Source organism: Paenibacillus sp. MY03, assembly GCF_002165585.1.
Taxonomy (GTDB): Bacteria; Bacillota; Bacilli; order Paenibacillales; family Paenibacillaceae; genus Pristimantibacillus; species Pristimantibacillus agaridevorans.
Window position 1 is genome coordinate 51,124 of record NZ_MXQD01000021.1, and the last position, 12,519, is coordinate 63,642.

Annotated in this window: 10 protein-coding genes; 4 read left to right on the forward strand and 6 right to left on the reverse strand. The window is 52.7% G+C overall.

What is annotated here, in order from left to right:
- Positions 1-100: 100 nt before the first annotated feature.
- On the reverse strand, positions 101-1,135 hold the full coding sequence (locus B1748_RS19250; protein WP_087569566.1) for a LacI family DNA-binding transcriptional regulator: 1,035 nt from the start codon (positions 1,133-1,135) through the stop codon (positions 101-103).
- A 216-nt stretch (positions 1,136-1,351) separates the two neighbouring features.
- Here B1748_RS19250 and B1748_RS19255 point away from each other — a divergent pair, with 216 nt between their 5' ends.
- Complete coding sequence (locus B1748_RS19255; protein ID WP_087569567.1) at positions 1,352-2,044, forward strand: hypothetical protein; 693 nt, start codon at positions 1,352-1,354, stop codon at positions 2,042-2,044.
- A gap of 486 nt (positions 2,045-2,530) precedes the next feature.
- Here the strand turns inward: B1748_RS19255 and B1748_RS19260 are convergent, their stop codons facing one another.
- From B1748_RS19260 to B1748_RS36895, 4 genes are all read right to left on the reverse strand, one after another.
- The gene (locus B1748_RS19260) at positions 2,531-3,172 is read right to left on the reverse strand and encodes a hypothetical protein (RefSeq protein ID WP_087569568.1); all 642 of its coding nucleotides are present in this window, start codon (positions 3,170-3,172) and stop codon (positions 2,531-2,533) included.
- Between the two features lie 108 nt (positions 3,173-3,280).
- A complete protein-coding gene (locus B1748_RS19265; RefSeq protein WP_256975774.1) occupies positions 3,281-4,282 on the reverse strand; it encodes a CobW family GTP-binding protein in 1,002 nt (333 codons plus the stop codon).
- Positions 4,283-4,310: 28 nt separating this feature from the next.
- The gene (locus B1748_RS19270) at positions 4,311-5,639 is read right to left on the reverse strand and encodes an extracellular solute-binding protein (RefSeq protein WP_087569569.1); all 1,329 of its coding nucleotides are present in this window, start codon (positions 5,637-5,639) and stop codon (positions 4,311-4,313) included.
- 257 nt (positions 5,640-5,896) lie between these two features.
- The gene (locus B1748_RS36895) at positions 5,897-6,055 is read right to left on the reverse strand and encodes a hypothetical protein (protein WP_179215674.1); all 159 of its coding nucleotides are present in this window, start codon (positions 6,053-6,055) and stop codon (positions 5,897-5,899) included.
- 275 nt (positions 6,056-6,330) lie between these two features.
- Here B1748_RS36895 and B1748_RS37235 point away from each other — a divergent pair, with 275 nt between their 5' ends.
- From B1748_RS37235 to B1748_RS38070, 3 genes are all read left to right on the forward strand, one after another.
- Positions 6,331-6,435, forward strand: coding sequence for a sporulation protein YjcZ (locus B1748_RS37235; protein ID WP_087569570.1), 105 nt, complete (start codon positions 6,331-6,333; stop codon positions 6,433-6,435).
- A 264-nt stretch (positions 6,436-6,699) separates the two neighbouring features.
- On the forward strand, positions 6,700-7,623 hold the full coding sequence (locus B1748_RS19280; RefSeq protein ID WP_256975776.1) for a proline dehydrogenase family protein: 924 nt from the start codon (positions 6,700-6,702) through the stop codon (positions 7,621-7,623).
- A gap of 114 nt (positions 7,624-7,737) precedes the next feature.
- Entirely contained in the window at positions 7,738-7,986 is a 249-nt protein-coding gene (locus tag B1748_RS38070; RefSeq protein WP_179215675.1) for a Spo0E family sporulation regulatory protein-aspartic acid phosphatase, read from the forward strand.
- Between the two features lie 55 nt (positions 7,987-8,041).
- On the opposite strand, the gene B1748_RS19290 is transcribed toward B1748_RS38070, so the two are convergent.
- Complete coding sequence (locus B1748_RS19290; RefSeq protein WP_179215676.1) at positions 8,042-12,454, reverse strand: S-layer homology domain-containing protein; 4,413 nt, start codon at positions 12,452-12,454, stop codon at positions 8,042-8,044.
- Positions 12,455-12,519 lie beyond the last annotated feature (65 nt).

Sequence of the window (12,519 nt, forward strand, 5' to 3'; positions counted from 1 at the left end):
TATGAGAAAACCTCTATCGAGGCTTTTTCGAAGATGTGTGCGACCTCCAGCTTTGCAAAGCAAAGCCGCTTCGGAAGCATGATGTGGATTTGAGCTACGCTTACATGCCGGGCGGTCCGCAGCTCTCCCTGACGATAAAAGACGTGTTTACCGTGGCGTGGATGGCCGCCTCGCGGCCCTGGATTCGCTCTAGCAACAATTGGACCGACGTCCGGCCCATCAGCTCCGTATAGGCGCGGACCGTCGTAAGCGGAGGGCTAAGGTAAGCGGAAATCTCGATGTCGTCAAATCCGATAAGCGACATGTCGTTAGGAACCTCGAGCCCCGCTTCGTGGAGTGCCCGAAGCCCACCCACGGCCATGGGATCGCTTCCCATCAAACAAGCGGTAGGACGCTCATCAAGATCGAGCAGCTTTCTCATACCGGAATAACCGCCGCCCGAGGACCATTCCGTTACGAGGTCGTACTCGCTGCGGTAAAGCCCCCGCTCTGACATAAAAGCCCTGTACCGGTTTCTTCGGGAATCGGTTACCGTCTCGTTCTCTGTCGAAACCGTCAAGCGGTGAACCGTTTCTTCTCCGCCTGCATACGCGATCCGAATATGGCCCAGCGCCTGCAAGTAAGACAGCGCCTCCTCCATCGCGGCTTCGAAGTTGAGCTTGACGGAGTCGCTGGAGGGCGGACCTTCGGCGTGATTGACGAATACGATGCGTTCGGGATTGCTGTATAGGGCGAGCACATCCTCCACGTGAAGAGAACCGACGACGATGAGACCATCTAGTCCATGGCAAGGAGCAAGCTCTGTACCGCCTCTGCCTCTCATCACCTTCGCGATGGTAATGCCGAGCTCCTCGCAGCGCAGCTCGATGCCTCGGCGAATGGAGGAAAAGTATGGATCGTCCCGCTCATCCTCCAGCGTCGACCACATCAACAATCCGATCTGCTGCCGGGAAAGATGTTCTTCCTGCTTCAGCTTTCGCAGCCTGGATGGTTTGTAGCCCAGCTCTTCGGCGATTCGGAAGATACGGCCTCTCGTGTCCTCGCTTACGGAAAGCGATAGGTCATTGTTCAGCACTCTGGATACCGTTGCAGCCGATACGCCGGCTTTCGCAGCAATTTGTTTGATCGTTGCCATCCCACTCGCTCCCGCGTATATCCGATTTTGATACAAAATTGATGTTTAGTTAATAATTTTACTTAATAAATACATCCTAACAAACAACGCGACTTCTGACAAGAGGTCAATTATTTCCGCCGAGCCGCCAAGTCATGCAACCTTTCCGCCAACAGCCCTCGTCTGTAAGTTGTAGTGCAACCTTGTTAATATGATCCAGAAAGCAGGTGCTATAACATGAAAAAAACATGGATTACTTTATGTACGGCCGCCATCCTCGCGATTGGCGTGACGGGCTGCGCGTCCGGGAACGGGTCTTCGCAGACTCCGCATCCAACGGAACAATCAGGCTCGCCATCTCCGACCGCAAGCCCGCAGGCGACAACTCCTGCCGACGGAGGGACAAGCGGCCAAGAGAAACAAAGTCCGTTGTTCGCGACGCCGCAGGACGCAGCAGCAGCTATTATTTTGGCGCTTAAGGATGCCGACATGGAGACTCTGCAGGGTTTCGTCCATCCGCAGAACGGTCTCCTGTTCTCGCCTTATGCCCACATTGACAAGGAGAAAGCGCAGACGTTTCCCGCCTCGGAGCTTCCAACGACGAATGATGACAAAAAATATGTATGGGGTTCCTTCGACGGCTCCGGCGAACCGATCGAGCTCACCTTCGGCGACTATTACAAAAAGTTCGTTTATGATGAAGACTTCGTCAATGCCGAGAAGATCGGCTGGGACGAAATTCTGAGCAGCGGCAACACAGAGCCTAACATGAAAGAAACGTTCCCCGGCAGCTACATTGTGGACTATCACTTCAGCGGGTTTGACGAGCAATACGAGGGCATGGATTGGAAAAGCCTGATTCTCGTGCTCGAACAGCATGAGGGAGGCTGGTACTTGAGCGGAATCGTCCATTCCCAGTGGACGATCTAAGTTGGCGCTATATTGTCGATTTTCGGCATTTTCGGATTAAAAAAGTCGATACTCGCGCCAGTTAACACACCTTGCGAACGGGGAGCAACGGACTTTTATAGCGGAATTATCCGCTTTATTGGGCAGGGACGGGGGCAGAACAGGCGAGTAACGTGGACGAATGAAGTTTTATGCTTCATTGGCTCCTCGAGCCACCCATACGGCAAATGAAGCATAGTTCTATGACGAGTGATTCGATCGCTCATTTGTGCGAGGTCGGTTGTCCTTCTTTCTCTAAACGATGAGAAAATCTCTATCGAGGCCTTTCGAAGATGTGCGACCTCCAGCTTTGCAAAGCAAAGCCGCTTCGGAAGCATGAGGTGGGTTTTATCGCCAATAAGAATTTCAGATCCAAGGCAAGCTTGGAAACTTGTAGATTCTTAAGTGGTGAAAAAGGCATGAAGTCCGGCTCTACCCGGCTTCATGCCTTTTTCTGATGAATAGATTTTATTTGCTCTTTTGGGAATCCTGCAAGCCTTCGACCTTTCCTTTGCCCGCTTCCCCCTGTTTCTCGATACCCTTGCCCTCAGATTCTCCATCTTTTTTGTCGGGCTTGGGCATGGCCGTAGGAGCGGCGGTCGGCGCTGTTGTCGGTGCCGGATTCGGCGCCGGAGCGACTGTTGCGGAAGGCATGGGCTCTTTGCGCGTATCCTTGGAGCGGCCCGGCCACTTGCCGCCGTGCGCATTTTTCAGCTCCTTGTGGAGTTGCTCAGCCGTCTTGCCTTCCGTCGCAATGCCTTGCTTCTTGGCAATCTCCCGCAGGCGCTCCAATCGCTTCGCATTATGCTCCGCCTTGAACGCCTCCCATTTCTCGGGATTGATTTTGCGCGCTTCCTTAAGCTCTTGCTTTAGCTGATCCGCGGACTTGCCGTCGGTCTTCAAGCCGAAGTAAGCCGCCATTTCGCGAAGCTTCTCCAGCCGGTAAGCCTCGAATTCCTTGCGCGACATCTCGCCGTGACGATGACCCTCTTCGCCTTCCGCGTGCTGAGCGAGCAGCGGTCCTTCGACGGCTGCTTCGGAAGTCATGCCATATGCGGAGGACAACAGCAGTGCCGTCGCCAGCGCAACCGATATTTTGCTGAACATCATAATCGTCTCTCACCCTTCTATACCGTATGGATTGGCAGGGACAATCATGCCGTCCCATCTCCGATTATTGTATCCAACCATTACCGGGTATAGACATGATGCGACAAATTATGACTTATCTTCCACTTCTTCCAACGCGCGCAGCTTGCCCAGCAGCTCCTCTCTGGAGAAGTGTTCGCCGATGAACACGGCGACATCCAGCACTTCTCCCTGCGGCTCGATCCGGATAAAGTCCGATTCCTTATACGCATATTGGAACAAGAACCGACTGCCGCGCGAGGTGTCCGAGAACGATACGATGCCTTTCGCCCGATAGATGTTATCGGGCAATTCGCTCAGCAGCCGCTCGAACGCCTCGCTGTCGACGGGACCTCGCCAATAATGCGTCAACGCCATTACATGCTGGTGGCTATGTTCATGAACATGAGATCCCCCGGTACCCTCAGGAACACGCGAAGCAGCATCCTGCGAGGTGCCAAACAACAAGTCCCAAGCTTCTGTATCACAGCGGACCGTAGGCAAAATCGGCGCATGGGCGTTCATGCCGCGCATCAACTGCTGCGCTTCGACAAGCTCCTCGGGAGCCAGCTTGTCGGCTTTGTTAAGCAGGAGCGCCGTGCCGCAGCGAATCCCGTCGCGCATCAGCTTGAACGTGCGGCCTTTGCCGTCGCGCCCGCGAGCTAATAGCTGCGGACCGTCCACTACCGCGATAACGGACTTCAGCTCCACCTTCCGGTACATCGCCGCTTCCGTCACACCGTCGAGCAGCTCCATGGGATTGGCGGCGCCCGTTGCTTCGATCACGATGGCATCCGGTCCATGCAGTCCGATCAGACCATCGATCGTAAGCCCCAGATCGCCTCGCATGCTGCAGCAGATACACCCGCTCAGCATCTCCGCCATCGGCACGTCCCTCTCCACCAGTTGGCCGTCCAGATTAATATCGCCTAATTCGTTCATGATGACAGCCGGACGTTTCCCCTCCGACTTCAACCGTTCCAGCAGCCGCGTCAACAGAGTAGTCTTGCCGCTGCCGAGGAATCCCGTCAGCACATAGACCGGTATCGCGCGCATCGCGATTGATTCGCCAGCCTCACTCAGGTTCTCCATAAGCTCCTCCTTCTCCTTCTCTCTATGGTTACTCGCTCCGGGCTGGCTCCGCGGATCTGACATGAGCCTCTTGCAAGCTCGCCGCTACCTCCTCCGGCTCGGCCGTTCCCGCGAGCAGCTTTTTAAGCCCTTCATTCAGGACCTCCGCCGTCTCGCTGGACAAATAAACGTCATAAACAGGCGTGAAATCAACGCTGGTCACCAGCTCGTACACCTCCGCGAAGATGGACGACACCTTGTTTCTGTCCAAATCGATTTTGTAGCTTACCAATTGATTGCTCTCAAGCGTCTTACGCTGCGCTTCGGGACCGCTCATCGCGTATATAAGCGCAAGCGCCGCTTCCTTCCGCTCATCCTGTGCCTTGCTGCCGAGTCCCATGCCGATGCCCGTGACACCGGACACGGACCGGCTGTTCCCCAATCCTTCAGGCATTGATGGCAATACGGTTGCGCCGATCCGACGCAGCTCTTCATTCGTCGCATTCGCCGCCATATTCGTCAGCGCCCAGCCTCCGTCGATCATCATCGCCGCTTCTCCGCGCGCGAACAGCAGCTCCATCTCCAGATTATCCATGTTGGCGTAACCTTTTTGGAACGCGCCAGCCTCGGCAAGCTCCTGCATATAGGTTAAGGCATCAACAAATACACGGTCCGTGTAAGCTGCTCCTTCTTGAGCTATAGCCTTCATAAACCAATCGGTGCCCGTAACCCGATCCGCAAGCGAGCTAAAGATGCTTGATTGCGCAACCCAACCCGCCTTGTTGCCTAATGCGATTGGCGCGATGCCTTTGTCGTTAAGCTTGCGGATGACATCCAGCAATTGTTCCCATGTTTGAGGCACGGTCAGCTTCTGCTCCAAAAAGATCGACTTGTTGTAATACAATATCGACGTCGGAGTAAGTCCCATTGGCGCGCTGTATGTATTTCCTCCTTCGGTAAACGCCTCCAGCGAACCCGGCATAAATCCGTCTCTCCATTCCGGATATTCGCCCAGCAATTCATTGATGGGCTGGATCAGCCCTGCTTGGGCAAAATCGCTGGTCATGGAGCCGCTCCACATCACGAACACATCCGGAAGATTGTCCGCTTTCGCAGCCTCCATAACCTTCGCCCGGTATCCGTCGGATACAAACTTCTCCACCTTTAGCTCGATTTGCGGATTATTTATTTGGAAAGTCTCTATAAGACTCCGCATCGCCAACGAGCGAAGATCGTTCCCATTAAAGTTATGCCATAACGTAATCTGTGTTTTCTCCTCTGCGCCCGCTTCCTTTCCCTCATCATTATTGGTACCGCAAGCAGCTAAAACAGCTAGAAGGATGACCCCTATGCCTACGCTCACGATTGGTTTTCTCAAAATAACTCGTCCCCCCTTATGAGGTAGTCCAAAAACTCCGCTTTTGATCACGAAGTATACCAGGAAGCCTACTCGACATCGAATCTTTGAACACGCACTGTATGTCTATTATCCATTATAAAGATATTGTGTCGAAATGTGGAGTCTTTCTCCGTTTTTCGTCGAATCGCACGGAACGATCTCCGCAACATGTAAAACCCTCAAGCGAAGGCCGCCTGAGGGTTTTGCACGCTATTTCAGCTTGTGTTCGACAGAGATTAGTAGCAGCAGAGTGTTTTTACGATGATGACCAGAAGGATAAAGAGAACCAGGATGGCTCCGACGTTGTTGAATGCGCCGCCTACATTACCGCAACCTGCACCTGCGACAGGGTAGTGATGGTTAGCTCCGCCAGAAACGTTTGCTGCATAATTCATGAAGTTTTCAGCTCCTTTAATGTTAAGGTACAGTATCCTATGTATATTTCACCCGATTGTATAGGCGTTTGATAAAATTGTGCGTTTGCACATTTTGCTCCGAAGCCCTCACCTCTCGCGACTCGTCACGGCCTTTGTCCGAGCTAAACCCCACCCTTGTCCCGCAATGCGGGCGTATGCCCAAGTTATATGCCATGGGAACAAATACCCAATCAACGCATGCCTCGGGAGCATAACCTACAGAGTACTCAAAACGTAAGGAGGTGCATGTAACAATGTCCGGTTGCGTTGGTGGTGCTTATAATAACGTCGGAGCCATCCTGGTTCTCTTCATTCTGCTGGTGATTATCGCTTGCAGCTTTGGTTTCAAATGGTACTAATACCCTCCCATGTCTGAATCGTATCCTCCATGCATGAGGACATGAATCGCAGCAGCCATCCTGGCGAGAGACCCGCCCCCCGCGTCGCGGGTCTTTCCTGTTCGTCAGACGGGACAAGCCCTCAGGCGCTAATAGGGCAAGACTCCTGCCGCATATCTTCTATAAGAGGCTGTGCACACGCACTATAGGAAATGTCGTTCACCAGGGGGCAGTCTGACAGAGCAGTTGCCTCGAAGCGTTGGACGTCATAAGGGGGAGTCAAAGGTGGCTATCGGCGCGGATTGGTATCGAAGATGTCTCCTGAGTATCGCGGGCAACAAAACGGTCAAAGCAATGACGATCAAATACGGCAAGCGGCTGTCCTCCAGATTTATCGCCGGCCGCCATTTGCATGACGCTCTCGAACAAGTGCGGGCGCTAAACAACATGGGCATTATGGCAACGCTGGATCATCTCGGCGAAGGAGTGACGCTTGCTTCCGAAGCCGCAGGCTATCGCGACGCTTATATCAAGCTGCTGGACGGCATCGCGGAGCAAGGAGTGTACGCCAACGTTTCCCTTAAGCCCACCCAGATGGGGTTGGCGCTGGACGCCGAGGCGTCTCTCGCCAATATTCGTGCAGTTGCGAGGCATGCGGCAGATCTCGGCAACTTCGTTCGGCTCGACATGGAGGATTCGGCTTTTACGGAAGCAACCTACTCTATCGTACGCCGACTTCGCGAGGAAGGGCTGAACAATGTCGGCACGGTCCTTCAGGCCTATCTGCACCGTTCGGCGTTAGACGCGAAGCGCTGCGTAGAGGATAGCATTCCTCTCAGACTTGTTAAGGGCGCCTATAAGGAACCGCCTTCCATTGCCTACCAGCGCCACACCGAGATTGCCGAGCAGTTCAAGCGGCTTATTCGGCACCATTTTGACCACGGCGCCTATGTTGCAATCGCCACCCATGATGATGCCATTATCGGTTATGTCAAGAAATACGCTTCTGAGCGGGGGATTCCGACATCGCGGTTTGAATTCCAGATGTTATACGGTTTAAGAATGAAGGAGCAGGCCAAGCTGGCCCGCGAAGGGTATAGGGTACGTTGTTATGTTCCTTACGGCGAAATGTGGTATCCGTATTACACGAGGCGCCTGGCAGAAAAACCCGCCAATCTATGGTTAGTCCTGCGCAATCTCGTAAGGTAACAGGATTGTCAAAACTCCGGACCTTCCACTTATAGCCATTAAACGCTATTTGTTGTAAAATAGTGAGAAAACCTCTATCGACCTAGCAATCTATCACGAAGGAGACGAATGTCTATGAATATATGCGAGTGCCGCAATCAAATTGAACAGCTTCGCAAAATCATGGAACTAACGTTCGACAACCACGGATCCTTCACTGCCCCTCCTGTCCTGGAAGCCAGTCAACGTCTTGACGATGCCCTGGTTCACTATCGATTATGTCCTTTTTTCGATTCCTGCAATGAGAGTGGATGCAGGGTAAGTTGGAAGGATGTAGATCAACTGCAACTTGGCAACCAAGCCAAAAATAAAATTGCGGGATAAATGTTAAAAACGGCAGTCGACGCTCAAAGGCGATGACTGCCGTTTCAAATTTGGCCTATCGTTTATTTAACGATTGTAGTATCCGGACGAGCATAACCGTTGCTTCTCCTCGCGTTGAAGTATCGTTCGGCATAAACCTGTTGCCGCTTCGCCCGTTTACGATCCCGCTTCTCGCTGCAGCCGCAACGTAACCCTTTGCCCAATCAGCAACGTCCGCATCATCCGCAAACGAAGTTGCTCCGTCGGCTATAATGGGCAGTTGCAGGGCGCGGACGATCATCACCGTCATTTCTGCCCGTCTGATCTTCTCTTTCGGACGGAAGCTTCCGTCCTCATATCCTCTAATAATGCCGGTCTGCACAGCAGCGGCTACCGCTTGCCGCGCCCAGCTGCCGATTTGTTCCCCGTCAGAGAAAGACTGCGCAGATTCATCGATATCCGTCTGTTCTCCTATCGCCCTCATCAGCAAAACGGCAAACTCTTGGCGGCTGACATCGGCATCAGGGCGGAAGCTGTTGTCCGGATAACCGCTGACGATTCCTTTCGCCACTGCCTCGTTAATTTGTTGCTCAGCCCAATGTCCCTGCGTATCGCGAAATGGCACGACTGGCTGTTCATTCGTTTCGGAGACGGGCTCCTCCGACTCCTCGCTCTCATTCGGAAGCGCCGGAGAAACAACGATATTCGTTGGCGGAGGCGACGAGGGAGGATTTGTCGGTTCAACCTCAGGCTCCTCCAATCCATCCACGGAGAACAAATAAGGAGTTAGCGGCGCCAACGTTAAAACAGTCTCATCCACAATTTCCCCGGTGATCAGATTAGTCATATGCGTGACGGCCCGCTCGCCAACTACCGCCTTGGCCGATACGGCTTCCGATCCGTAATTCACAACGTTTAACAACATCTTGCCTTCGTATGTTGCGTTGCGCCATTCTACGTTGTAAGGCATTTCTCCGGTAGAAGGCTGAATCAGCTTCACATGCTGCGGGTTCATATTATCCAGAATAGGCTCCATAAACGCTCGAATTTGCGAAGCCGTCCAATCTGCGGCCGTAATCTTATCCGCGTGGTCAAAAATATATTGCCGATCCGCAGCCGCTTGCTCCTCTCCATGAGGCGTAAGCCTGAGCGCATGCGTGCCAATCAGCAGCACTCGTCCCCCTTGCTCGATAAAACTTTTGATTCCGTCCAGAGTAGCCGGATCAACCCGTGTCACATAAGGCACGACCAGCAGTTTGTAATCGGCAAGCGCTCCTTCTGCGATCTGTTTCTCGGAGATATATCCTGTTTTATGTCCGCTATACGATAACGCTTCATACGCCCGCATCGTAACCGTAGAGTAATCGCCAGAAAAAATGCCGGCGGGAACCGTGTACAGAAGAGCCGCTTCCGGTTTCGCATGCTGGAATGCCGTAATTTCCCATGCCAAACGATTTAGATCCAGATTGGTGCGCCCCGCTTCGGCCACAACATCCGGACGGTGGAGGACGCTCCCCTCTCGACTGGATGATTCGTCATAGGTTCTCTCCCAAATCCAAATCGTAGAAGCGCTGCGTCCATGTATGGCGCTTTGCCAAAGAACGCTGCGAAAATGTTTGGCTTGCTCCGGAGTGTATAACTTATCGCCGTCGGCAATGATATGATGCTCGGAATTAAATACGGGCGCCTGTTTGAAGGAGGTTTGCATATCATAGAAGCTTAGTTCCTCCATAAAACCTTTCGGCCCCTCATTGATGTAATTCCAATTGTCATTGCCATTAATTTGACTGAACGCAGAGAAACGTTCTATGTCGACTCCCCATGACAGACTGCCCTGCGGATCGCCCATAATTTTGGCATGCAATGGCAGATCCGGCGCCAACTCATGGATCACATCGACCATCCATTCGTGCCAGCTGGCAAAATAATCCTGGTTAAAAACGACATAATCATAGGACCAGGGACTGGCGGTCACATTAGCGGGCATCGGCACTTCGTCAAAGGAGGCATAGCTGCTCTGATAGATTCTGTTAAGCTCCGCTATATCTTCGTCATACAACTCCTCCAGATACCCATGCCACAACGGTAAAGCGTAAGCATCCTTATTCGTCTGATAAACCGATTCGTTGCTCAGCGTAATACTATGCAAGGATTCGTAGCCCGCCACTGCCGGGATCAACGCCCGCAGATAATCCTCTATGATGTCCTTGGCCCTTGGATGAAATAAGGAGAATTTAATAAAACCGTTGTTTAATACGTTCAATTCAGGCCACTTGGTTAACGCCCAAGCTGGAAAATAATGAGGCGAAATAAGCAAATTAACGGCTATATCATGGTCCTCTGCCCGCTGCAGCGCCTGCTGAATGTCCGATTCGAGCTTGCGAGTGGAGATGACGTAATCTTTATCCTCCGAATATCCTCCCAAATCTTCGAATCCGGCATTTTTGACGATGTTTTCGCTGCTGCCCGCTTTGGTTACGCTAAGATCGTCCACCCAGATCGTACCCGCATTTTCTGACACGATCATTAATTTATAGCTGGTTTCTTGAGCGCCGGTCGTGTATTCGTACACCACCTCCCGCCAATCAAAGGTGCCGCTCGGGAAAGACTTGCGCTGTTTCATCGCCGCCCCTCCGGGAAACCACGTGTTTTTGGCATTTTCCCCTTTTACCCAAACCCGAAATTCATAGGTCGTATTGGGCTCGACCGGGATCGTCTGGGCTACATTTACATATACGTTGGGCTGAATGGGCGACGCATTTGCAATTTGCAATGAAACGTCTCCCGAATGACTCACGCCTTCCACCGCAGCTGCAGTTGCGTTTACATTGCCCGAACGGCCTACCGTATATTGATTTACAAAATCCTTTTTGTCCAAAATGACATCTCTTGGTCCTATCTCGATCTGGATAATATTGTTGCCCAAATCCTGGAATATAGGGATATCCTCCCGCACTTTGCCAAAATGGCCGTATCCGGTAAAGAAGATGGGCCGCTCTTCGACGGCGCCGGTGCTTCTTACCGCTGTGTCGCCCATAAAGGAGTAACCGGAAATATCCGGCCTTCCGCTCACGTAACGCGGGACATCCTGCGGAAGGACCGTGCCGTCCAAATAACTCTGAAGTCGGGACTCCGCTTCGCCGTACAATCGCTCAAGCTCCACGGCGACATAATAAGCCCGGCCGAGTCTGTTCCCGACGATGTCCTCTTTTCCGTATTTTACGAATTCTTTGATGACCGTATAGTTTATTCGCTCATAATCCGTAGACAAACCTTGCGCTTCCGCAGCGAGCAGCAGTTGCTCAAGCATAGGCAGCTTGTTCATAACCGCATCCAACATGCCTTCTAACTCTGTCGAAGTCATGATAGCGGTTACATCGATAATCTCGGTGAGCGTTCTATTGCCTCCTGGTTCGGCTAGCGTAAAATCGAGCGCATAGTCGTCGGCACGCGTTGGCGCAAATTCCGTCTTTATCTCTGCTACAGACCGGGCAGGTATGACCAGCTCCCGGTCCATGTTCGTCATCGTAGAAGATAACAGCAGGCTGATCTCCTCATTGCCCCAATTTACCGCAGAAACGTTATATTCGCCTGCGGATCCGCTGCCAAGCTCCTTCGGGCCTTCCACCCAGAAGCTCCAAGGCGTGTCTGCGGAAACCAGCTGCACTTTGCCATGGGAGCCGGGACTCTTGGCTTTGCCTATACCCGGCGTCCATTCGATCCATCCGCGACGCCCCGCTCCGTCATTATCGTTAAAGAGCAAGGTAAACGGAAGTACGCCATCCGGTTTTCCTGTATAGATTGTATTCCACGGCATCTTTACCTCATACAAAATGGTACTGCCAAGCTGCGTCGCCGCAGCTGCAATTTGATCCGCTCCCGCTACGGCCTTTCCTTCGCTGAACTGCCAAACATGAGCCTGGCCATCCATAAAGTTGATGCCATATTCCGGTCCATAAGCGCCATCCGGGCTAAAGGCAAATTGAATGCTGTCCCCTCTCCACATCGTACTGCCGGCAACGGGGGTATGGTTATTGTCGATCACTTGAGCCGCCCAGTAGAAATAGTCGTCATCATAGGCCATATAGACATGAGCGGACAAGTCCTCTGCGTTAGCCCAACCCGACATCTCTACTTGGGCATCGCTTGCCGGCAACTGAAGCTGTGCAAACGATTCCCACTTCGCTATTGTCCCATCCAGTTCCATGCCATCCGTCTGCAGGGCAACCGCATGCTGGCTGGAGCCAAAACCGGCTTTAAACTCGTCCCACGGCGTTATCTGGACGGGTCGCAGTAAGCCCGCATCGACATCGACCGAGTCGACATTCTCAGCCCCCTCTCCTGTGAGCGCTTCCAATTCTTGACCGTAAACAGCAGCCGCGAAACACTGGGCTGTCAGCAACCCTGCAAGCAGCACGCTGAGCCCCCGTTTAGCCGGCTTAGCCAGCGCAGCTGCAAATTTGCGGAATGGCAACGGTTGTTTCATCATTTTCCTATTCCCTCCCGTTTTATAATCGGAATGTAACCGGGCGGAGAGAAAAGTTTGCCATGTTC

Coding starts and splice junctions, on each gene's coding strand:
- B1748_RS19255 (WP_087569567.1), top strand. CDS start 1,352: ATGAAAAAAACATGGATTACTTTATGTACGGCCGCCATCCTCGCGATT.
- B1748_RS19290 (WP_179215676.1), bottom strand. CDS start 12,454: ATGATGAAACAACCGTTGCCATTCCGCAAATTTGCAGCTGCGCTGGCT.
- B1748_RS19260 (WP_087569568.1), bottom strand. CDS start 3,172: ATGATGTTCAGCAAAATATCGGTTGCGCTGGCGACGGCACTGCTGTTG.
- B1748_RS19250 (WP_087569566.1), bottom strand. CDS start 1,135: ATGGCAACGATCAAACAAATTGCTGCGAAAGCCGGCGTATCGGCTGCA.
- B1748_RS38070 (WP_179215675.1), top strand. CDS start 7,738: ATGAATATATGCGAGTGCCGCAATCAAATTGAACAGCTTCGCAAAATC.
- B1748_RS19265 (WP_256975774.1), bottom strand. CDS start 4,282: ATGGAGAACCTGAGTGAGGCTGGCGAATCAATCGCGATGCGCGCGATA.
- B1748_RS36895 (WP_179215674.1), bottom strand. CDS start 6,055: ATGAATTATGCAGCAAACGTTTCTGGCGGAGCTAACCATCACTACCCT.
- B1748_RS37235 (WP_087569570.1), top strand. CDS start 6,331: ATGTCCGGTTGCGTTGGTGGTGCTTATAATAACGTCGGAGCCATCCTG.